Source organism: Parachryseolinea silvisoli (assembly GCF_021190955.1).
Lineage (GTDB): Bacteria > Bacteroidota > Bacteroidia > Cytophagales > Cyclobacteriaceae > Ohtaekwangia > Ohtaekwangia silvisoli.
The window spans coordinates 895252-917353 of sequence record NZ_JAIOAO010000003.1 but is presented as its reverse complement, the minus strand read 5'-3'; the positions used below and the strand labels follow the sequence as shown (position 1 = coordinate 917353).

Sequence of the window (22102 nt, the reverse complement as noted above, 5' to 3'; positions counted from 1 at the left end):
GGTTATGTTTGTGACTTATTCCGCCTTGTTCAATTATGAGGGTGCCTATGAAGAATTTTCCGCTGCTCGCTACCCTTGCCTTTCTCATTTGTTGTAACCCCGCCGTAGATTCCGTTAATCGAGAACGGTTCGGTGATTTTAAGCTCTGCGACAATGGCCTGGTCTATGACAGCGCGACGATGGTGAAATTGAAGAAGGTCATCGATTCCCTGCACCTGCGCTGTGAAACGTCCCCACCGAAGCAATTCCGATCGTTGGACCAAGGCTATGGCGACTATATAGATACATTTGCTGACTCCGCTGAAGCACACGAGGTCATGGCGCATCCCATGACGATTGAGAAGTTACAGAAGATGTTCCCTTCGGCGAAGGTGTTACGAAATGTCTGGATCGCCAAGGAGCGCATGAATCTCTTCGGCGAAAAGACCATACGCTACGCTTCCAATATAGCACCGGCCTGGCTCAGGGTTCCGGATGTGGCTATCCATGATAAGTCAACCGGCTGGGTATTCAGCTATCATTATCCCTTTCTGAGAGGGATATATCTTAAAAAGCTAACATCGATGCAAATTCCTGCTGAATACGCGACACTCATCCGGTACGTCGATTGCATAATCGACACCACTACCACCATTTTTTCGCCAGCAGACACTCCTAGGCTTGATGCAATCCCCGACAGTCTGTCTAAAATCAAGGAATACGTAGACTTGGTTTCGGATTTCGAACCTGCCCCCGAAGAAACGAAGGAATCTGCCGATGAGGAAGAGCGACGCCGGCGGTGGGACGAGTATGCCGCGGCTGTGGAAGGCTGGTACAACCGTCGTCTGGCAGCGCTCGACCGAAAAATGCAAAACCCAGTTAATATGAAATTACTGGACGATGCTGTAGCAGAAGCCATCACCCATCGTCACGATTTTTCTCTTGACGAGTATGCCGTGCGGTATCTTTCCCCTGAGCGGGCATTGTCCCTGGAGCGGAGTTCTCGCCCTCTCCGCACTTGTGGCGCGGACATGTGGCCCACGCGCTACACGCGAGAGATTTGCAAGCTTGCCGTACGAGCAAACCAGTGGGAGATTTTTTTACGTGCTCACCTGGATGTTATGAATGACCACTTCTATCAATACGAGCCTTCCGACACGTCAACGAGAAGAAAAACCTATGTCCGGGAGCTAGATCAAATGGGAGTGAACAGCATGAAATTGTCGATCGGCGCTTGCCTCTCCTCCCGCGACGTAAACATAGTTCACTACCAGGGGTCAACCGCCGTCATGGCACGGGGCTTGACGGAATCGGCAAACCAAACCAGCGCAGTAACCCTGCTGCTGGCAATGATTGAAGACAAGCGACTCGATCTCTATAACCGCACCGCCATGGCACAGCTTCTTATCTTCTATAACCGAGAATCAATGAAGACGCCTGCCTACCAGCGTAACCTCGAAGGTATTAATCGGGCCATTGCTACATTGCCGGAGATGGTGCAAAAATCGCTCACAGCGAAAATGACCGAACAACTGTGAATCCGCGACACCTGGTTAGCTCGTAAGCTTTCTCTGAGTAGCTACGTTCCAATATGATGTTGGATATGTACTAACCCCGACGCAGGGGTGTAAACGAAAACCGCAAAAAAAGAGAAGGATCCAAAATAAAAAAGCAAACTCCGAAAAGTTTGCTCTTAATCGAAAATGTAGTCCGTACGGGAATCGAACCCGTGTTACCAGAATGAAAATCTGGTGTCCTAACCCCTAGACGAACGGACCGTGTTCGTTTGACATTCTCTCAAGCTCCACGTGAGAGTGAGGGTGAAGAAAAACAGAGTGAGTATGCTCGCAGTCGCTCTCACACTCACTCTGTTTTTGTAGCGCGGGGGAGAGTTGAACCCCCGACCTTTGGGTTATGAATCCAACGCTCTAACCACCTGAGCTACCGCGCCATTTTTTCCCTTCTGATGGCTCAGGAGTGCCCTGTTCCATTTTTTGGGAGCGCAAACATACAAAGTAGTCTCCAAATTCCAATTATTTGAATGATTTTGTTTCAAGAAACCCAGCATCACCCCGTCGGAACGACAGCACTCCGATAGGAGTTAAGTAGGGCTTTAGTACGGCTTTAGTAGGGCTTTACCATGAAGCATTCCCGGATCGATTATCCTGGCCGGAACAGATCGCAACCAACCCTACAGCGGCCGGTTGTTGTACTCCGTGAAGTCCGGAACGCCCCGGGTGTAACCGTCCAAAAATATGGGTGATGAGAACAGCAGGTCGGCGGTGGCGCGGTTGCAAGCCATGGGGATGTTCCACACGACGGCCAGGCGTAGCAGCGCTTTGATGTCGGGGTCGTGGGGTAACGGGGCCAGAGGGTCCCAGAAGAAGATCAGGGCGTCGATGCGTCCTTCGGCGATTAAAGCACCGATCTGCTGGTCGCCACCGAGGGGGCCGCTCTGCAAACGGTGCACGGGCATACCGAGGGCTTCTGATACCAGGCGGCCGGTGGTGCCGGTGGCGTAGAGCTCGCAGGCCAGCATACTTTCGCGATGCGACTTCGACCATTCAATTAATTCTTTCTTCTTATTGTCGTGAGCCACAAGGGCTATGTGTTTTTTGCTCATGGAGAAAGTCAAATCCGTCTAAAAATACACATTGCAGGTTACAATCCTTCTTCTATTTTTGCCAGCCTGTTTTTGAAACGCTATGATGGAACAAGAGAATCTCAACCGCTGGGTAGATCTGATTGCAAAGGAGCTCGCGCAGCCCCTTAAATATGTTAAAGCCGTAGGCGAATTGTTGGCGGAGGGCGCGACGATTCCATTCATTGCACGCTACCGAAAGGAATTGACCGGCAGCATGGACGAAGTGGCAATCACCACCGTGCGCGACCGCATTGAACAACTGCGCGAGCTCGACAAGCGACGTGAAGCCGTGATCAGCTCCATCGAGAAGCAAGGCAAGCTTACGCCCGAGCTGATGTCTTCGATCGTAACCGCCGAGACCCTGGCCGAGCTGGAAGACATTTACCTGCCGTATAAACCCAAACGTAAGACCCGCGCCAGCGTGGCCAAAGAGAAAGGCCTCGAGCCCCTCGCCCAGCGTCTCTTCAACCAGGAGAAATTTAACCTCGATGAATTTGCCGCCACGTTTGTTGACAGTGAAAAAGGCGTAGCCGATCTGACCGAAGCGCTCGATGGCGCCCGCGATATCATCGCGGAGTGGGTCAGTGAAAACCCGGACACGCGTAAGAACGTCCGCGAGATCTTCTGGACCGAAGGCCAGGTGGAGTCGCACGTGCTGAAAGGCAAAGAAAACGACGGTCAGAAATACAAGGACTATTTTGAATGGAGCGAGCCCATTTCCAGGACGCCCTCACACCGCCTGCTGGCGATGCGCCGCGCAGAGAAAGAAGGTGTTCTCGCCCTTGATATCTACCCCCCTGAAGAGCTGGCGATCAGCTCGATGGAGCGTCAACACGTGAAAGAAGAAAACGCTGCTGCCGATCAAGTGCGGTTAGCGATCAAGGATAGCTACAAACGACTGCTGCGCCCCTCCCTGGAAACGGAAGTGCGCATGGAGTCCAAGATGAAGGCCGATGAAGAAGCCATCAAGGTGTTTGCGTCTAACCTCAAGGAGCTGTTGCTGCAGGCGCCGCTTGGCCAGCGCAACGTGTTGGCACTCGATCCAGGCTTCCGTACGGGCTGTAAAGTGACCTGTCTTGACCGCCAGGGCAAGCTGCTCTACGACGACGTAATCTACCCGCATGAGCCTCAGCGTCAGACTGCAAAGGCCGCAGCCCTCATCAAGGCATTGTGCGAGCAATACGAGATCGAAGCCGTCGCCATCGGCAATGGTACGGCCGGCCGTGAAACAGAAGCCTTTGTAAAAGCCATCGGCCTGCCGCATAAGATTTTGGTCGTGATGGTGAATGAGAGCGGTGCCTCGGTGTATTCAGCCTCGGAAGTTGCCCGCGAGGAATTTCCGGACAAAGATATTACCGTGCGTGGAGCCGTTTCCATCGGCCGTCGCCTGATGGACCCGCTGGCGGAACTGGTAAAGATCGACCCTAAATCGATCGGGGTAGGCCAATACCAGCACGATGTCGAGCAAACAAAGCTCAAGCAAGGACTGGATGACGTCGTGATGAGCTGCGTAAACCAGGTGGGTGTGGAAGTAAACACCGCCAGCAAGGAGCTCCTCTCCTATGTATCCGGTTTGACGCCTGCGCTTGCCCGCAACATTGTCGAGTATCGCAACCAGAACGGCCCGTTTAAAGACCGCGAGTCGCTCATGAAGGTATCGCGGCTGGGGGAAAAGGTTTTCGAACAGGCGGCGGGCTTCCTGCGCATCCATGCTGCCGAGAACCCACTGGATTCCAGCGCGGTGCACCCAGAGAGCTACTCTATCGTCAAACAGATGGCAGCCGACCTGGGTTGCTCGGTGCGCGAGCTGATGAGCAGCGCGGAGCTACGCCGTCAGTTGGATCTTAAGAAATATGTAACCGATAAGGTCGGTCTGCCGACACTCACCGATATCATGGCCGAGCTCGAGAAGCCGGGCCGCGACCCGCGCTCGACGTTTGAGATCTTTAGCTTTACAGAAGGCGTTAATACCATCGGCGATTTGAAGATCGGCATGGCCATGCCGGGAATCGTTACTAACGTGACGAACTTCGGTGCTTTCGTCGACATCGGCGTGCACCAGGATGGCCTCGTGCACATCAGCCACCTGGCCGATAAGTTTGTGAAGGACCCGAAAGAGGTTGTTACCGTCGCTCAGAAGGTAAAGGTAACGGTGGTGGAAGTGGACGCGCCTCGCAAGCGTATTGGTTTGTCGATGAAGAGCGATCCATTTGCTGATCAGGGTGTGCCGGCGCAAGACGGCAGTAACAAGGGCAAACGCGACGATAAAGGGCAAGGGCCACGCCGCGATAATAATCGTGGCGATTCCAAACCCAAGGAGAAAGAGAAAGAAGTGTCCATGGAAGAGAAGCTGGCAATGCTGGTGAGCAAGTTTAAGAAATAGTTGTCCCCTTTCGGGGAACGTTCAAGCGCAAGCTGGTAGGTTGACCTTCTGGCTTGCGCTTTTTTATTACGTTTTTAATCTCTTTCACGTACACTTTTAATCTTTCTCTAATCTTTTAGTTTCACTTCACTTAATTATCATAATTAAAAGATTATCAATATATTAATATCAATTTACTCAAGTCTTAATAAGCCTTGACTTTTGTCACCTACTCATTCCTAAAAGAGTAGCCGTTGCCAAATCCGCAAACCTTTTATATTCGCATCCTCAACCGTAAATCTATGCTGCCAAACCACAATCCGACCGAGACCGCTGCATGGCAAAAGCTTGAAACGCTTTTCCTCACCATGCAGGCCACGCACATGCGCGAGCTCTTTGAAGAGGACCCGGAACGCTTTACCAAGTTCCACCTGCAATTCGAAGACATCCTGGTCGACTACTCCAAGAACATCCTGAACAAGGAAGTCCTCCAAGAGCTTTTCAACCTGGCCAACGAGGTGGAGCTGAAGGATGCCATCGACGCCATGTTCCGTGGCGAGGCCATCAACCAAACCGAAGACCGCGCCGTACTGCACGTGGCATTGCGTAATCGCTCGGGCAGCCCCATGATGTCGGATGGCGAAGACGTCATGCCCAAGGTGAACCAGGTGCTGGCCCAGGTAAAGAAGTTCTCCGACAGCCTGCTCAGCGGTGCATGGAAAGGATACTCCGGCAAGCCGGTAACGGCCATTGTCAACATTGGCATTGGCGGTTCGGACCTCGGTCCTTATATGGTCACAGAGGCCCTTCGGCCCTACTGGACGACCGTCACGCCGCACTTCGTGTCCAATGTAGACGGTACCCACATTACGGAAGTGCTCAAGCGCGTAGATCCCGAAACAACGATCTTTATCATTGCCTCTAAAACCTTCACCACACAAGAGACAATGACCAACGCGACCACGGCCCGGGATTGGTTCCTTGAAAAGACCGGCGGCAAAGGCGATGTAGCCAAACACTTCGTCGCGGTCTCGACCAACGAGAAGGCTGTCACTGCCTTTGGCATTGCCCCGGAGAACATGTTTGTGTTTTGGGATTGGGTCGGTGGTCGTTATTCGTTATGGTCGTCCATCGGCCTGTCGATTGCTGCCACGATTGGCTACAACAACTTCGAGAAACTGCTTTCGGGCGCGCATGCGATCGATAACCACTTCCGCAGTGAGCCCTTTGAGAAGAACATTCCGGTAGTGCTGGCACTCATCGGCGTTTGGTATAACAACTTCTTTGGCGCTGCCTCGGAGGCGATCCTGCCGTACGACCAGTATATGCACCGCTTTGCTGCGTACTTCCAGCAGGGCAATATGGAAAGCAACGGCAAGCAGGTGGACCGCGATGGTCAACCGGTGATGTACCAGACCGGACCGGTCATCTGGGGCGAGCCCGGCACCAACGGTCAGCACGCATTCTACCAGCTCATCCACCAGGGCACCAAACTTATTCCCTGCGACTTTATCGCACCGGCTGTAAGCCACAACCCGGTAGGCGATCATCACGTGAAGCTTCTCTCTAATTACTTCGCGCAGACCGAAGCGCTCATGCAGGGCAGGACCCTGGACGAAGTAAAAGCCGAGCTGAAGCAAGCGGGTATGGATGCCGAAGGCATTGCCCACCATGCGCCCTTCCGCGTGTTCGAAGGCAACCGTCCAAGCAATAGTATACTTTTTCACAAGCTTACCCCGGAGACATTGGGTTCCCTGCTCGCGATCTACGAACACAAGATCTTTGTGCAGGGTGTGATCTGGAACATCTTCAGCTTCGATCAATGGGGTGTTGAATTGGGCAAGGTGTTAGCCAAAAAAATACTCCCCGAACTGACGTCGACGGAAGAAATCACCTCGCACGATGCTTCGACGAATGGGTTAATCAACTATTTCAAACGTTTGAAATCTCTTTGATTAAATAACTGATTGTAAAACTAAACTCGTCCATTATTTTTGATGGATTTTTTCGACAAATGAGCAATAAAATTCTGAAGGTTGGAGTGTTCACATCGGGCGGCGATGCCCCCGGTATGAATGCAGCCATCCGTGCCGTGGCGCGTTCGTGTGCATATTACAAACTGGAGTGCGTGGGGATTATGCGGGGTTATGAAGGTATGATCGAAGGTGATATTGCACCACTCGATGCACGCGCCGTGGGTAACATTTTACAACGGGGTGGTACTGTTCTGAAGTCTGCCCGCAGCAAAGAATTCCGTACGCCCGAGGGACGCAAGAAAGCATACGATCACTTACAGAAACACAACATCGATGCCCTTGTGGCCATTGGTGGCGACGGTACCTTTACCGGCCTGCACAAATTCTACGAAGAGTATAAGGTGCCCTCCATCCTTATCCCCGGCACGATCGACAACGATCTCACGGGCACAGATTATACCATTGGCTACGACACGGCTACCAATACGGCGGTGGAAGCCATTGACAAAATCCGTGACACAGCCATGTCGCACAACCGGCTTTTCTTTATCGAGGTGATGGGCCGCCATTCAGGCTACATTGCCATCCATGCGGGCATTGCCGGCGGTGCCGCCTCGGTGGTCATTCCGGAAGAAACCATGTCGTTCGAAGATCTGTATAAGATCCTGGGCGAAGGCGAAGACACCAGCAAGAAGTCAAATCTTGTTGTTGTAGCAGAAGGCTCGAAGATCGGCGATGCGCACGCGCTCGCCAGAAAGGTAGCCGAGCGTTCTTCTTACTTCGATATAAAAGTGACTGTACTGGGGCACCTGCAGCGCGGGGGCTCTCCTACTTACTTCGATCGCGTGCTCGCGAGTCGCATGGGCGTGGCTGCTATAGAAGGCCTGCTGAAAGGCGAGAACGGCGTGATGGTCGGGGTCAAGGATAACAACATGGTGTACAGCTCTTTTGAGACTGTTATCGGGAAACACCATGAGATCGACGCCGAGTCGATGCGTATCGCGAAGATCCTTTCTATCTGATAAAACCAACCACTCTACCAAACCAATCCAAACCAATCCGTAACCCAAATTTTATCTATGAAAGAATTAACCATTGGTATTGACATCGGGGGCACGAACACAAAGTATGGCATTGTCGACCGCGATGGTAATGTTGTTTTCCAGGGCAGCATTTCTACAGCTGAGTACGAAGAGTTTCGCGACTACTTCAACGGGCTGGCCATAGCCTTGCGCAAGGCAACCGAAAGCATACCGTTTGCGCACAAGATCATCGGTGTTGGTGTAGGCGCCGCGAACGGCAACTATTACAAAGGCACCATCGAGCGAGCGACCAACCTCAAGTGGAAAGGCATTATTCCCCTGGCCGACATGTTCCGGGAAGAATTCGGCATTCCGGCGATCATTACCAACGACGCCAACGCTGCGGCTGTGGGCGAAATGGTTTACGGGGCTGCAAAGGGCATGAAGGACTTTGTCGTGATTACCCTGGGCACAGGTTTGGGCAGCGGCTTTGTCTGCAACGGCATTCTCCTGAATGGCAAGCATGGTATCGCCGGTGAAGTAGGCCATACGTCGGTAAACCCGGCCGGCCGTTTCTGTAATTGCGGTAAACGCGGCTGCCTGGAGACATATGTGTCGGCCACCGGCATTAAACGCACCGTTTACAAGCTCCTGGCAGACCACCTTGAGCCCAGCGAATTGCGCGGCATCAGCTTCGACAATCTTACGACCAAGATGATCACCGAGTCGGCCGTACGCGGCGATGTAGTGGCCCTGGCGGCGTTCGAATATACCGGGCGCATCCTGGGTATGAAACTCGCGGAAACCGTGGTGCATACCGACCCGGAAGCGATCTTCCTGTTTGGCGGTTTGTCACTGGCCGGCGACCTGATCTTCAAGCCGACGATCAAACACATGGAGGCTAACCTCATGCCGCTGTTCCGTGGCAAAGTGAAGGTTCTCCCCTCCGGTCTCCAAAACCAGGCCGCGCCGATCATCGGCGCCAGCAGCCTGGTCTGGAACTACCTCGATAATAATAAGACACAGCTCCAGGAAGAAGTGTACTAACCAGACACACCTTACGCCAAGTGAACGACTTAAGCCTCATGATCATCATGAGGCTTTTTTATTACCGGCTCGCCATCACGCGGCAAACTACTCTACCTTCACGCCGAGGTTATCACCCAGCACATTAAACTGGCCAATCCAGCTGTCTGAACGTTGTTCGTTTGCCTGCTGCTGGGTGATCTCGAAATACAGGTTCTGGGTCTTATATAGGTTGGGGTTGATGCGGAAGTTTCGCAGCAGCGGGAACAACCGGTTCAAACGCTCGATGCGCCGCGCGCTACGCTCGCCTTCGCCACTGATCCGTTTCAACTCTTTGAAGATACTCTCCCCTGCCAGGCGCTCCACTTTCTCGCGGTCGTCGATGTTCAGCTTCCACTTCACCAGCTCGCTCAGAATGCGCTCCACTTCGCGGATATTAATCTTGTCCGTCAGGAAACAACGCACCAGGTCGGCATTGAGAATGTATTCGAAGGTGGTGCGATACGCGTTCGGAATGGGCGTGTCGTTCTGCGCCAGCGCGTTCACCAGTGGATAGTCACGGTTGTATATGCGCCGCAGGGATGCCTCCAGGTCGTTCATGCTCTGCTCGGTTATGAGGTTGAACACTTTGCGTTTCTCATCCTGGAAGAGCTGCCAGATGGTGTACTTCTCCGAGCCAAAGTACATCTGCATAAACCCGATAATATCGCCCAGGCGTCCTTCTTCAAACGCGTTTACAATCCGCCCCTGCAGGGCGGCAAACTTGTCTTCCTCCATGTCGAGCGAGATGTTGCCGATAATGTTGTGCTGCCCCATGTAAAGCACAGCAAAGGCAAATTTCTTTTCCGACCGTGTTACATTCGACCGTACTTGTGTGACCCCCAATACTAACCGATGATCGCCGGCTTCTTTGCGAATGAAGATCTCGTTGCGTGTGGTATAATTAAAGACCGGGAACGACTCAGGGTCTTCTTCAAAGATCGAGGCTACAGCATAATGTACACCCACCCGTTGCAGGTTGGTCTTGGCGGGAAGCACGTATTTGCGGTAGATAATGGCTCCGTTGTCCAGCACCGGCACATTGCTCGGCGCCAGCTCGAGGCGTTTCATAAACTCTTCTTCGAGCTTCACCTCACTGATCTGCGTGACCAGCTGCATGGCGCGGCAGGCGTACTGCATAATCTGCGTGGTTTCGATACCCGAGATCTCGTCAAAGAACCACCCGCAACTGGTATACATCAGCTGCGCATTCCGCTGAATCTCCATCAGCCGTAGCACAAGGTTCATCTCCACCGGCCGCGTGCAGTGTGTGGCCATGAACTTGCGAATGGTATCGTCCGTGCGATCGAGGATCACATTGATATATTCGTCGCGCGCCTTCCAGGGATCTTTCAGGATGGCCGATGCCTCGCGCTCATAGATCACGACCAATTCATCGCGCAGCCAGTCCAGCGCTTCGCGTAGCGGTTTGCGCCAACGCTGATGCCAGCCGGAGTTACCGCCGGAGTGGCAGCCACAGTTGTTGCGCCAGCGCTCTATACCATGCACACAGCTCCACGAGCTGTTCTCGTGAATCTCGGCTTCGTATACCGGCGGAAACTTTGCCAGGTATTCCGCGTAATTGGTGAGCTTACACGTCGAGTCCCGATCAATATTATCCAGACAGAATGCCAACGCCATATCACCATGTTTATGGTGGTGGCCATAGGTTTCGCCATCTGTAGCTATGTGTACCAGTTGCGGCTCGTCACTTGTGGCCTCAAACGATGCCTGCAGGTGCGTGCAGAACTTGGCACCGTCGTTCAACAATCCGCTGAAGGCTACGCCCTGTGCAATACGCCCGTCATAGAAAAACAATGTAATCGTCCGCCCCGACGGCAATCTACATAGATAGGGCCGGCGTGTGTCAATGCTCTCCGTCGTCACACCGGTCCACAACAGCTCGCCGATCTTGCGAATCGACTTGGCCTGACGCGGTGCCAGAATGGTGAAGGCAATGCCGTGGCTGGCCAGCAGCTCCAGCGATTCTGTATCCACAGCGGTCTCCGCCAGCCACATGCCCTCGGGCATGCGGTTGAAGCGGTGCACGAAATCACGGATGCCCCACACGATCTGCGTTTGTTTGTCGCGGCGATTGGCCAGTGGCAGGATGATGTGGTTATATACCTGGGCGATGGCAGAACCATGCCCGCTGAAATTCTTTACGCTCTCGCGGTCGGCTTCGAGAATGGCCGCATAGGTTATGCGGTCGTACACCTCCATCCAGGACAACAGCGTCGGGCCGAAGTTGAAACTGATGCGCGAATAGTTGTTGATGATATTTTTGATCACCCCTTTTTCATTCAGAATGCGCGAGGCTGTATTGGGCCCATAACATTCTGCCGAGATGCGCTCGTTCCAGTCGTGGTAGGGATGCGCCGAGTCTTGTACTTCAATCACTTCCAGCCATGCATTCTCGCGCGGCGGTTGATAGAAATGTCCGTGAATACAGATATAGCGCTCGGCAGGTGCCTTTACTTCTTCTACTTCTTCCTCCATGGTCTTTTCCTCCGATGATCATTAACTGCCCAGCCCGAACCCTTGTTCTTGTTTCACGAGCTTCCAGATCGTGATACCGAGCGGAGGTAAAGTTAACGAAATCGAATTATCATAGCCATGGTATTTTACCGGCGAAGTCGACGCAATACCTTCATTTCGTACACCGCTGCCGGCGTATTCGGTTGCATCCGACGTGAAGATTTCTTGCCACTGTCCGCGATAGGGCACGCCTAACCGATACTGATAGCGTACTTCGGGCGTAAAGTTGCAAGCCACCAGTAATAGCTCTTCCTTGTTATCACCTATGCGTAAGTACGCCATGACGCTATTGTCGCGGTCGCCGTAATCCAGCCAGCGAAATCCCTTGGCTTCGAATGCGTGACGGTATAACGCCGGCTCTGACTTGTAGAGCTTGTTGAGGTCGCGCACAAGTTGCTGTACGCCCGCGTGTAGCGGGTATTGCAGCAAGTGCCAGTCCAGGCTGCGCTCATGATTCCACTCTGCCGACTGTGCTATTTCAGCACCCATAAAGAGCAACTTGGTGCCCGGATGCGTAAACATGTAGCTATACAGCAGGCGCAGGTTTGCGAACTTCCTCCATTCATCGCCTGGCATCTTTCCCAGCAAAGATCCTTTGCCGTGTACCACCTCGTCGTGCGATAGCGGTAGCATAAAGTTCTCGGTAAAGGCGTACATGATGCTAAAGGTGATGGCGTTCTGATGATGCTTACGGTGCACGGGATCCAGTTGAAAGTAATTCAACGAGTCGTGCATCCAGCCCATCATCCACTTCTGCCCAAAGCCAAGGCCACCAATGAACGTGGGCCGCGACACACCCGTCCACGATGTCGACTCTTCCGCAATCGTGATCGTGTCCGGAAAGCTGCTGTAAACGACCTCATTCATTTCTTTGAGGAATGTGATCGCCTCCAGATTCTCATTGCTCCCATACTGGTTGGGAATCCACTCTCCCGCCTTGCGCGAGTAGTCCAGGTATAACATCGACGCAACGGCGTCGACGCGCAGGCCGTCAATGTGAAATTCATCGAGCCAGAAAAGTGCGTTACTGATTAGAAACGAACGCACTTCGTTACGGCCGTAGTTATAGATATAGCTCTGCCAGTCCGGATGAAATCCCTTCCGGGGATCGGCATGCTCATACAGGTGCGTACCATCGAATTCATACAGACCATGCGCGTCGCCGGGGAAGTGGGACGGCACCCAGTCGAGGATGACGCCAATACCCGCCTGGTGAAAACGATCGATCATGTATTTGAAGTCTTCGGGCGTGCCGTAGCGGCTTGTCGGAGCAAAATAGCCCGTCAGTTGGTAGCCCCACGAACCGTAAAAGGGGTGCTCCATCAACGGCAGAAATTCGACGTGTGTAAACCCCATATCCGTGACATACGCCACGAGCTGGTCGGCCGCTTCGACGTATGACAGCGACCGGTTCTCTTCTACCGTTCGGCGCCACGAGCCGAGGTGGACTTCGTAAACGGAATAAGGCTGCGGTTTGCCCTCCAGCTTTTTGCGGGCTTGCAACCACTCTGCGTCCTTCCATTCGTAAGATTCACTCCACACTACTGACGCCGTGCGAGGCGGCGTTTCAAAAAACCTCCCGAAGGGATCCGCCTTTTCCAGGCACTGGCCTGTAACGGATTGAATGGCATATTTGTACGCTTCGCCATGTTGAATTCCTGCGTGGAAGCCTTCCCAGATGCCCGAGCCATCCCATCGCGGCGACAACGGGTGTGATTTACCTTTCCAGTGATTAAAGTTGCCGATCACGGACACTTCTACGGCGTTGGGGGCCCATACCGCAAAGTAGGTGCCTTTCTGACCATCAAAGGCGGCAGGGTGCGCGCCCAGTTTTTCATACAGCTTGAAGTGTTTACCCGTGTTAAACAGGTGAATATCGAAATCTGTCAACAGGGTGAAAAACTCTTCCGTGCCCTGATTCTTCTGAATTGCTTGTTTGGCCATTGTGGGGTTCCTTAAAGGGTGCAATGACAGCCCGAAAAGAGCGTGCCAACACCCGGTAATCAACTTTTCTTGCGTTCGTCCTTTTCTTCCTGGAAACGCTTCATGATGTAATAGATACCGCGCAGGGGGATAATTGTCCAGTCGGGCCGTCCATTCAGCTCATATCCCAGCTCGTAAATAGCCTTCTCTAACAGGAAGGTGCGTAATAAAACGTCGTACTCGGGGGTCAGGACATTGCCCATTCCCATACGCTCCATGTACGCGCCCAGGTAGTAGCGCGCCACATAGTGCTGCCACTGCTCTGCCCACGACTCCAGGAAATCAAGGTCGCGATCGCGGTAGTTCTCATTCAACAGGATTTTACCAAACGCCGCGTAGTGGATCGAGCGCATCATACCGGCCACATCTTTCAACGGACTGCGCTTCAACCGTCGCTCACTAAACGCCAGTCCTGGCTCTCCTTCAAAGTCGATGATCACAAAATCTTTACCGGTAAAGAGCACTTGCCCCAGGTGATAGTCGCCGTGAATACGGGTACGCACCGCGCTGATCTTCACCTGGTATATTTCACTAAAGCACTCCAGCACCTGATCTTCCAGCGCCAACACCTTGCGGGCAATGTCTTGCGCTTCGGCCGGCAGCTTGGTCAGCGTACTTTCCAGCAGGCTAAACTGGTCACGCACCATTTTGCGCATAGACGAATAGATAGAGCGTTGGTAGTTGCTGGTGAAGCTCTCCGGCGTAAAGGCCGGGTTCGAGACATCGGATGCCAGGGCCAGGTGCATTTCCGCCGTACGCTGTCCCAGGCGCACCATACGCTCGTAGAAACCACGCCCGATAAACTCCTGGATGATCTCCGGCGACTCCTCAAATTTGATGGCCGACTTGCTCAACAGCTTCGGCAATTTCATACCCTTACCCTTCGCCATGACGCGCTCAAAAAAGCGCCCGACGGAGTCCATCGACATGGTCCAGGCCTCGCCCTGGTTCTCTACCTTTTCTTGTAAAAGGCCGAATACGATGGTCTTGCCCTCTGCATCGTGGTATTCAATGCTGCCCGCATATTTGGGACTGTTCTGAAACGACGTGTGCTCCGACAGAAAGCGAACAACCTCCAAATCGGGGTTGATCTCCTTCTCGAGCTTGCGGTAGAATTTAAAGAAGTACTTATCATTATAAATGATCGCCGTATTGCTTTGATCCGCCTTCAGGATCTTGGAGTCAACCTGGCGATTTTTATCCAACCGGGCAAATACACTGGAACAGAATTCCAGCTCACCACCACTGTCGTCGCGCAGATGCAGTTCTTTCTCCATGCCCGTAAACAAGAAGTCGCGGAATACTTTATCATAGCTGCTATCCATGATAAAGCCCGCTTTACCTTGTATCTCCGCGCGGCACACGACACTCTGCACGGTGTACTCTACGCGTTCCAGGATATTGTCCGACGGCACAAACGTCAGGGGGAGGAAGTATAGTTCCGGCAATCGCTGCACATAGTGCACTTCCAGAATGGTGAGGTAGTGTGTGTCGCCCTCTACTTTTAAGGGGATCGTTTTATGAATACCGATCTTATTCAACACCTTGGCCTTACCACCAAACCACCGGCACTTCTTCATGAACGGTGGCAGTATCTTGCGCTCCAGGTTGCGCACTTCGTTGTAGTTGTCAAAGAGGCGTTCCCACGATATGTCCGTACGCACCAGCGGCAGCTCACCGCTTGCGTCGGCTTTTTCTTTTTTCTCCGCCGCATCGACCTGGAACCAGAAATAACCGTACGGGCCGATTGTAATGGGGTAGTCACCCTCGCCTACGTTCATAAAACGGTTCTGGCTAAAAGCCTCGGTCATATCACAATCGCGGTACGCTGACAGGTTCAGCGTCGTGGCCTGCGAGAACTGCGACAGGTTGGCTACTACAATGACCCGCTGCTTATCATACGTCCGTGCAAAGGCCAATACTTTTGCATTGCTGCTATCAATAAACTTCATTTCACCCCGCCCGAAAATATTCAGGCGCTTGCGCATCGCCATGACGTGTTTTAGCCACCATAGCAACGACGACGGGCTTTCCTCTTGCGTCGAGACATTGACCGATTCATATCGATAGATCGGGTCGGTAATAATGGGCAAAAACAGCCGTTGCGGGTTCGCCGTTGAAAATCCCGCATTGAGGTTCATATTCCACTGCATGGGTGTACGCACCCCATAGCGGTCGCCCAGGTAAATATTGTCACCCATGCCGATCTCGTCACCATAATAGATCACGGGGGTACCGGGCAGGGAAAACATGATGGTATACAGCAGCTCAATCTTGCGGCGATCGTTGTTCAGCATCGGCGCCAGCCGGCGGCGGATGCCCGTATTGACCTTCGAGCTGACATCGCTCGCGTAGGCCTTTAATAAATAGTCTTTCTCCTCCTCTGTCACCATCTCCAACCCCAGCTCGTCGTGGTTGCGCAAGAAAATCACCCACTGACAGTTTGCCGGAGTATCGGGCGTCTGGTCAATAATGTCGACAATGGGATAGCTGTCTTCCGTACGCAACGCCAGGAACATACGTGGCATCAGCGGGAAGTTGAAGTTCATGTGACATTCGTCGCCATCGCCGAAATACGTGGCGGCATCTTCCGGCCAGAGGTTGGCTTCGGAAATGAGGACTTTGTCTTTATAGTTCTTGTCGATGTGCGCACGCAGCTTTTTCAAAAAGACGTGTGTCTGCGGCAGGTTCTCGCTGTTGGTTCCCTCCTCTTCATACAAGAAGGCGACCGAGCCCAACCTGAAGCCATCTACACCCAGTTTCATCCAGAAGTCGACGACCTTGATCATCTCCATCTGCACTTCGGCATTTTCGTAATTCAGCTCGGGTTGATGACGGTAGAAACGATGCCAATAGTAGCCACGTGCTTCCGTGTCCCAGGTCCAGTTTGAAACTTCGGCATCGGTAAAGATCACCCGTGCCTCCTTGTATTTATCCGGACTGTCGCTCCAGACATACAGGTCGCGATAGCGGGAGCCACTGCGCGCCTTGCGTGAGCGTTTGAACCAGGGATGCTGATCGGAAGTATGATTCAGAATGAGCTCAATGATTACCCGGATGCCGCGACGGTGTGCTTCCTTCAGGAAAAGCTTGAAGTCAGACAATGTGCCATAGTCGGGGTGCACATCGGTGTGGTCGGTCACATCAAAGCCGTCGTCCTTGAGCGGCGACGGGTAGAACGGCAGCAGCCACAACGTGTTAATACCCAGATCCTCCAGGTAGTCCAGGCGTTGGATCAGTCCTGGAAAGTCGCCAATACCGTCGCCATTGCTGTCGTAGAAGGCGCGTACAGAAACTTCGTAGAAGATGGCGTCTTTAAACCACAGCGGTTCTCCGGCTTTTACAGGCGTACTCATTGATAGGATTCGTGGATGGCTAGGTGAAATAAATGGAAGGGAATTTTATGCGGGTCTATGCCTACATAATTCCACTCCTGTGTCCAGGTATAATGCTCGCCCGTCATCAGGTCGTGCAGCTTGACGTTGATCTGCTCGCCAAGCCCCAGCAACGCCTTGGGCAATTGTACATATCCGGTCTGCGTGGCATGCGGGTCGAGGTTAACCACTACCAGCACGATGTCGCGCAGGTCTTCGGTGGCTTTGACGTACGCCAGCAGGTGTTGGTTCTCAACGGTGCAAAAATGCAGATTCCAGGTTGTCTGTAGTGCCGGATGCTCTTTGCGGGCTCTATTCAATACGGTAATGATATCGGTCATACGATTGATCTTGTTCCAGTCGTATTGTTTGATCTCGTATTTCTCCGAATTGTAATATTCTTCTTTGCCTTCCACCGGCTTGTTCTCGTAGAACTCGTATACCGGGCCGTATATACCGTAGTTAGACGACAGCGTCGCGGCCAGCGCTACCCGCAGGATAAAGATATTCTCGCCCTGATGTTGCAGGTGCCATGGCAGGATGTCGGGGGTGTTGGGCCAGAAGTTGGGGCGGAAATATTGCCGTGACGGTCCGTGCACCAGCTCATGCATGTAGTCGATGATCTCTTGCTTACCCACCCGCCAGGTGAAATAGGTATACGACTGCGTAAATCCGATCTTGGCCAGCGACGCCATCACTTTCGGTCTTGTAAACGCCTCCGACAAGAACGTAATGCCGGGATATTGTTTATTAACCTCACCAATCGCCCATTGCCAGAAGCGAATAGGCTTGGTGTGCGGGTTATCCACGCGAAAGATCTGCACACCCTGATCGATCCAGTAGGTGATGACTGATTTTAATTCTTCCCACAAGGCCATCCAGTCTTCTGTCTCGAAGTTGAAGGGGTATATATCCTGGTATTTCTTCGGCGGGTTCTCTGCATACTGGATCGACCCATCCGGACGCTGCTTAAACCATTGGGGGTTTTCTTTTACATACGGGTGATCCGGCGCGCATTGAAAAGCCAGGTCGAGCGCGATGTCGATACCAAGTTTATGCGCCTCTTTGATCAGCGTACGATAGTCTTCCAGCGTGCCCAGCGGCGAGTGTATGGCCTTGTGTCCGCCTTCATCGCTACCGATGGCCCACGGGGAACCCGGCTCGCCGGGCTGGGCGGTTGTCGCGTTGTTCTTTCCTTTTCGATTGACCTTGCCGATCGGGTGTATCGGCGGCAGATACAGTACGTCAAAGCCCATCGCCGCCACGCGCGGCAGCAAACGCACTACATCGTGGAATGTGCCATGGTGGATGCCATCACCCGCGGAACGCGGGAACAGCTCATACCAGGTGCTATAGCTTGCTTTCGGATGCTCCACCACCACCGGCAGCACCTGCTGGTAGAGTGTTTCAAAGGCCACCAGCGGATAGTGGTGTATGATCCGCGCAAAGGCATCGCCCATGGCGTATTCAATTGCTTGCTCATAGGGAAGCGCCAGCTGCGCGGCAGCCTGTTTCACTTCATACGGATTCTCGACGATCAGCGAGCCGAGCATCTGCGCGCCCTCCCGCAGCTCGAGCGTAACGTCTACACGCGCAGCCACTTTCTTGCGGAAACCATCGTACCAGGTCTCGAGGTGATCTACCCACGCCACCACGGTAAACAAGTGCAGACCTTGTTGACGCACCGTAAAAGCGGCATGCCAGCTGTCGTTGCCGGTGTGGACCATTTCGACAGTCTGCCAGGATTCTTCGGCGTCCATGCGGTGCCATACCTGTGCGCGGATGTGATCATGACCGTCGCCAAAGATGTCGGCGGTAACGTCTACACGCTCGCCGGGCGTGCGTTTGGCCGGGTAACGGCCACCGTCTACCTGGGGCTGAACATTTTCAATCATAACACGCGCCTGCCCGTTTTGCGCTGTTTCGGGCAAGCGTTGGGTTGTCGGAATATTGGCAGGGACTTTCTTGGTACGCATCGCTACTTGATTTTAAAAATATAGGCACTAAACGGCTTTAACGTGAGCGCAAATTTGCCGGTCTCGTCAATGCCCACTTCCGTCTCGTGCCACAGCATATCACGGGCTATATAGCCCTTCGCGGGGTCAAGCCCCATCTTCGTAAAGGCCTCGGCTGGTATCTGTATCGTGACGGGCATGGGCGCGGCCGCATTAAAGCTGGTAATGATCAATAAACGTTCCTCGCCGGCAAACCGCAGAAAGGCGTGTGCGTTGGTGCCAAAATTCCCCGCCGTGACATTGGCGCCCGTGATGTCGAGATATTCCCCCGCATACAACGCCGGGCTGTGTCCCGCCAGGTTTAGCAGTTCGGTATATACCTGGCGCAATTGCTTCTGCTCGGGCGAAAGCAGGCCACCATCAAACAGACCACCGTTCATCCATTTTTGATGCTCGGGCACGCCCCAATAATCAAAGATCGTCGTGCGACCATCCTCCCCCTGAAATCCTTCTGTCCCCAAGGCAGGCTCGCCACTCTCCTGGCCGAAGTAGATCATAACCGGTCCTTTGTCAATCGTTGCACTCACCACCATGGCGGGAATGGCGCGCCAGGGGTCGCCGGCAAAAAACCGGGAGGCCGCGCGTTGCTCGTCGTGGTTCTCGATAAAGTGCAGCATGTTGTGGTTGATGCCGTTCAGCCGCGCTTGCACGTTGGCAATCTCGGCGGTGCTGCGGTCAGATGCGGTTGTCAACGCTCGCAATGTATCGTATAACAATACCTTGTCGTAGAGGAAGTCGAACTTACCTGTCTCGATATAACTGTGGTATTGATCGGGATTGTAGATCTCGGCAATGAACATGATCCCGGGCCGTAGCGCTTTTACCTGCGGTATGACCCAGGCCCAGAACTCGACAGGCACCATCTCCGCCATGTCACAGCGGAAGCCGTCTACATTCTTGCCCGCCCAGTACACCAGGATGTCGCGCATTTTATTCCACGTATCGGGTACCGGCTCGAAGTGTTTGCTTCTGCCCTGCTGAATGTCTACGCCGTAGTTGAGCTTTACCGTTTCAAACCATTCGTTCACACCGGGGTGTGCCGTGAACTGATCGTTTCCCGTGGCCTTAGCCGGCGTCTCTTCGAATTTACCGTCGAGGGTCGGGAACGTATTTTTGCCCAATGGCGCATAGCCGTCGGGTACCTGGAACGACTGCCCCGGCAGATAATAAAAGTTATTGCTGGGGCTAAAAACCACGGTCTTGTCGTCGTCCGCTCCGAGGTCTTTTATTCCGGCAGGCTTCACGTCTGAATGATAGGCACGCGCGACGTGGTTGGGCACAAAGTCAATCACCACCTGCAGCCCATGCCGGTGCGTACGCGCCACAAGCTCTTCAAACTCCTGCATGCGTTTCGTCACGTCGGTTGCCAGGTCGGGGTTAACGTCGTAATAATCTTTGATGGCATAGGGTGAGCCGGCGCGGCCCTTTACGACGTCGGCGTCGTCGAGGGGAATGCCGAAGCGGGTATAGTCCGTGAGTACCGCGTGTTCAATGATACCGGTATACCACACGTGCGTAATGCCCAGTTGCTGAAAGGCTGTCAGCGCCGCGTCATTGATATCGGCAAACTTGCCGGTACCATTTTCTTCCATCGTGCCAAACGGGGTGTTGGCGGTTTGTTTGTTGCCAAACAGGCGGGGCAGTAACTGGTATAAAATAACCTTTCCGGAAGCTTCTTCCATGGGCATGACGGGTGGGATTTTCTCTTTCGGCGTTGTACAGCACACCAGCGCCAAACAAGCCGTTACAAGGTACAGTAAAACCATTCTCATACGACTGGAAGATAGAAAGAAAAATCGTATGAAAACTAATCTTACCCCGTCCTGCGGCGCGACACCATCAGGTGGAGGACAACTACGATCACGCAGATCATCAGTCCGAGGAACTCGCGCGCCTCCTCGATGTACAAGTGCTCCATCTTGGCGACATTGTCAAAGAGCGCCGAGCGGTCTGATATTCCCCACCACTCGCGCACGCCGGGAACATAGACGATGCTATACGCCAGCAAAGCCACCAATGCCCCCCAAAGCACCTTGCGCGGGTAGAAAGAAAACATGGCCATGACGCAAAACACCGCCATCACCCCGTAGATCAGGATCCAGAGAACCGGGTCAGGATCATTGACTTGCAGAAAAGCAAATATCAGAAACATCACCGCCAGCACGAAGTTGAGAATACGCATACGAAGAATACAGTTTACACCACATAAATAAACAAAAGATGCCGGACATAACATGCCCGGCATCTTGCTGTCAACAAAAACAAACTTATAAGATCGTCTTCAGGTATTTAGCACTCGCGGCAGCACTGTCGATCGGCGCACCGGGGTACGACTCCTGCTCCACGTAGTAGTATTGCAGACCCGACACTTTTGCCTTGGCAAAGATCGACTTCCAATCAATGGAACCGGTACCTACATCAGCATTTTTGTTACGGTCTGTCTTGTCCATGTCCTTCACGTGCCACTGCTCGAACCGGCCCGGGTACTTTTCGAAGTATTGAATCGGATCATAGCCGGCGTTCACTACCCAGAAGATGTCCATTTCCATGCTCACCTTCTTAGGGTCGAGCTCTTTCAACATCAGGTCGTAGGGCACCTGGCCGTCGATCTTGTCGAACTCAAACGCGTGGTTGTGGTAGCCAAAGCGTATACCGGACTGGTTGCAAACTTCGCCGGCGGCGTTGAGGTCGGCAATGATGCGTTTATAGTCGTCCAGCGTCTTGCGTTGCTCCGCAACGATATAGGGCACAACCATGTACTTCTGGCCGTTCTTTTTGGCATCCTCTACGGCTTTCTTCCACGTATCGCCTTTGATCAGGTCAAGGCCGTAGTGACCGCTGGTCACCTGCATGCCCAATCCTTTTACAAAGGTGTTGAATTCGGCATAGGCCATGCCAAAAATCTGGCCGTCTTTGTAGCTATAGGCTTCCAGCTCTTTGTAGCCAAAGCTGGCCACGCGGGTCAGTACACCTTTGGGATCTTTGCCAATCGTGTCGCGCAAGGTGTAGAGTTGTAGTCCCACGCCTTTCTGGCGTTTACCAGCTGCGGCAATCGCCGGCAGCGCCAGCAAGCTGGCAGCGGCGAACGTCGCAGTCTGTACAAATTCTCGTCTTTTCATGGTCGTTTAGGGTTGTTATGGTATA

Annotated in this window: 13 protein-coding genes and 2 tRNA genes; 5 read left to right on the top strand and 10 right to left on the bottom strand. The window is 53.2% G+C overall.

Translation table 11 applies throughout. The features are described from left to right. The first annotated feature begins 47 nt into the window (after nt 1-47). Nucleotides 48-1517, top strand: coding sequence for a hypothetical protein (locus K7P01_RS20780; protein ID WP_267296502.1), 1470 nt, complete (start codon nt 48-50; stop codon nt 1515-1517). 168 nt (nt 1518-1685) lie between these two features. Here K7P01_RS20780 and K7P01_RS20775 read toward each other — a convergent pair. The 3 genes from K7P01_RS20775 to K7P01_RS20765 all read right to left on the bottom strand — a co-directional run bounded on the left by K7P01_RS20775 (nt 1686) and on the right by K7P01_RS20765 (nt 2602). Then, a tRNA-Glu gene (locus K7P01_RS20775) sits at nt 1686-1757 on the bottom strand. 99 nt (nt 1758-1856) lie between these two features. Beyond that, nucleotides 1857-1930 (bottom strand) — tRNA-Met (locus K7P01_RS20770). Nucleotides 1931-2170: 240 nt separating this feature from the next. Next, nucleotides 2171-2602 (bottom strand): methylglyoxal synthase, encoded by a 432-nt coding sequence (locus K7P01_RS20765; protein WP_267296501.1) that lies wholly within the window; start codon nt 2600-2602, stop codon nt 2171-2173. An 82-nt stretch (nt 2603-2684) separates the two neighbouring features. Here K7P01_RS20765 and K7P01_RS20760 point away from each other — a divergent pair, with 82 nt between their 5' ends. The 4 genes from K7P01_RS20760 (at nt 2685) to K7P01_RS20745 (ending at nt 9030) form a co-directional block, all read left to right on the top strand. Further along, the gene (locus tag K7P01_RS20760; RefSeq protein WP_267296500.1) at nt 2685-5006 is read left to right on the top strand and encodes a Tex family protein; all 2322 of its coding nucleotides are present in this window, start codon (nt 2685-2687) and stop codon (nt 5004-5006) included. 281 nt (nt 5007-5287) lie between these two features. Continuing rightward, nucleotides 5288-6940, top strand: coding sequence for a glucose-6-phosphate isomerase (pgi, locus tag K7P01_RS20755; RefSeq protein ID WP_267296499.1), 1653 nt, complete (start codon nt 5288-5290; stop codon nt 6938-6940). A gap of 59 nt (nt 6941-6999) precedes the next feature. Further along, nucleotides 7000-7983: a 6-phosphofructokinase gene (pfkA, locus tag K7P01_RS20750; RefSeq protein ID WP_267296498.1), complete on the top strand. Its 984-nt coding sequence runs from the start codon at nt 7000-7002 to the stop codon at nt 7981-7983. Nucleotides 7984-8040: 57 nt separating this feature from the next. Beyond that, nucleotides 8041-9030 carry an ROK family protein gene (locus K7P01_RS20745; RefSeq protein WP_267296497.1) on the top strand — a complete coding sequence of 330 codons (990 nt, stop codon included), beginning with the start codon at nt 8041-8043 and terminating at the stop codon, nt 9028-9030. An 87-nt stretch (nt 9031-9117) separates the two neighbouring features. On the opposite strand, the gene K7P01_RS20740 is transcribed toward K7P01_RS20745, so the two are convergent. The 7 genes from K7P01_RS20740 to K7P01_RS20710 all read right to left on the bottom strand — a co-directional run bounded on the left by K7P01_RS20740 (nt 9118) and on the right by K7P01_RS20710 (nt 22077). Continuing rightward, nucleotides 9118-11547 carry a DUF3536 domain-containing protein gene (locus K7P01_RS20740; protein ID WP_267296496.1) on the bottom strand — a complete coding sequence of 810 codons (2430 nt, stop codon included), beginning with the start codon at nt 11545-11547 and terminating at the stop codon, nt 9118-9120. Between the two features lie 21 nt (nt 11548-11568). Then, a complete protein-coding gene (gene glgB / locus K7P01_RS20735; RefSeq protein ID WP_267296495.1) occupies nt 11569-13530 on the bottom strand; it encodes a 1,4-alpha-glucan branching protein GlgB in 1962 nt (653 codons plus the stop codon). A gap of 59 nt (nt 13531-13589) precedes the next feature. Next, nucleotides 13590-16925, bottom strand: a complete 3336-nt coding sequence (treS, locus tag K7P01_RS20730) for a maltose alpha-D-glucosyltransferase (protein WP_267296494.1) — start codon at nt 16923-16925, stop codon at nt 13590-13592. Then, a complete protein-coding gene (locus K7P01_RS20725) occupies nt 16922-18919 on the bottom strand; it encodes an alpha-1,4-glucan--maltose-1-phosphate maltosyltransferase (protein WP_267296493.1) in 1998 nt (665 codons plus the stop codon). Before K7P01_RS20725 ends, treS begins: the two co-directional genes overlap by 4 nt. Nucleotides 18920-18921: 2 nt before the next feature. Further along, nucleotides 18922-20730 (bottom strand): alpha-amylase family glycosyl hydrolase, encoded by a 1809-nt coding sequence (locus K7P01_RS20720; RefSeq protein WP_267296492.1) that lies wholly within the window; start codon nt 20728-20730, stop codon nt 18922-18924. 41 nt (nt 20731-20771) lie between these two features. Further along, a complete protein-coding gene (locus K7P01_RS20715; RefSeq protein ID WP_267296491.1) occupies nt 20772-21140 on the bottom strand; it encodes a transmembrane 220 family protein in 369 nt (122 codons plus the stop codon). An 85-nt stretch (nt 21141-21225) separates the two neighbouring features. Beyond that, entirely contained in the window at nt 21226-22077 is an 852-nt protein-coding gene (locus K7P01_RS20710; protein WP_267296490.1) for a sugar phosphate isomerase/epimerase family protein, read from the bottom strand. Between the last annotated feature and the right edge of the window lie 25 nt (nt 22078-22102).

Coding starts and splice junctions, on each gene's coding strand:
- K7P01_RS20780 (WP_267296502.1), top strand. CDS start 48: ATGAAGAATTTTCCGCTGCTCGCTACCCTTGCCTTTCTCATTTGTTGT.
- K7P01_RS20765 (WP_267296501.1), bottom strand. CDS start 2,602: ATGAGCAAAAAACACATAGCCCTTGTGGCTCACGACAATAAGAAGAAA.
- K7P01_RS20760 (WP_267296500.1), top strand. CDS start 2,685: ATGATGGAACAAGAGAATCTCAACCGCTGGGTAGATCTGATTGCAAAG.
- pgi (WP_267296499.1), top strand. CDS start 5,288: ATGCTGCCAAACCACAATCCGACCGAGACCGCTGCATGGCAAAAGCTT.
- pfkA (WP_267296498.1), top strand. CDS start 7,000: ATGAGCAATAAAATTCTGAAGGTTGGAGTGTTCACATCGGGCGGCGAT.
- K7P01_RS20745 (WP_267296497.1), top strand. CDS start 8,041: ATGAAAGAATTAACCATTGGTATTGACATCGGGGGCACGAACACAAAG.
- K7P01_RS20740 (WP_267296496.1), bottom strand. CDS start 11,547: ATGGAGGAAGAAGTAGAAGAAGTAAAGGCACCTGCCGAGCGCTATATC.
- glgB (WP_267296495.1), bottom strand. CDS start 13,530: ATGGCCAAACAAGCAATTCAGAAGAATCAGGGCACGGAAGAGTTTTTC.
- treS (WP_267296494.1), bottom strand. CDS start 16,925: ATGAGTACGCCTGTAAAAGCCGGAGAACCGCTGTGGTTTAAAGACGCC.
- K7P01_RS20725 (WP_267296493.1), bottom strand. CDS start 18,919: ATGCGTACCAAGAAAGTCCCTGCCAATATTCCGACAACCCAACGCTTG.
- K7P01_RS20720 (WP_267296492.1), bottom strand. CDS start 20,730: ATGAGAATGGTTTTACTGTACCTTGTAACGGCTTGTTTGGCGCTGGTG.
- K7P01_RS20715 (WP_267296491.1), bottom strand. CDS start 21,140: ATGCGTATTCTCAACTTCGTGCTGGCGGTGATGTTTCTGATATTTGCT.
- K7P01_RS20710 (WP_267296490.1), bottom strand. CDS start 22,077: ATGAAAAGACGAGAATTTGTACAGACTGCGACGTTCGCCGCTGCCAGC.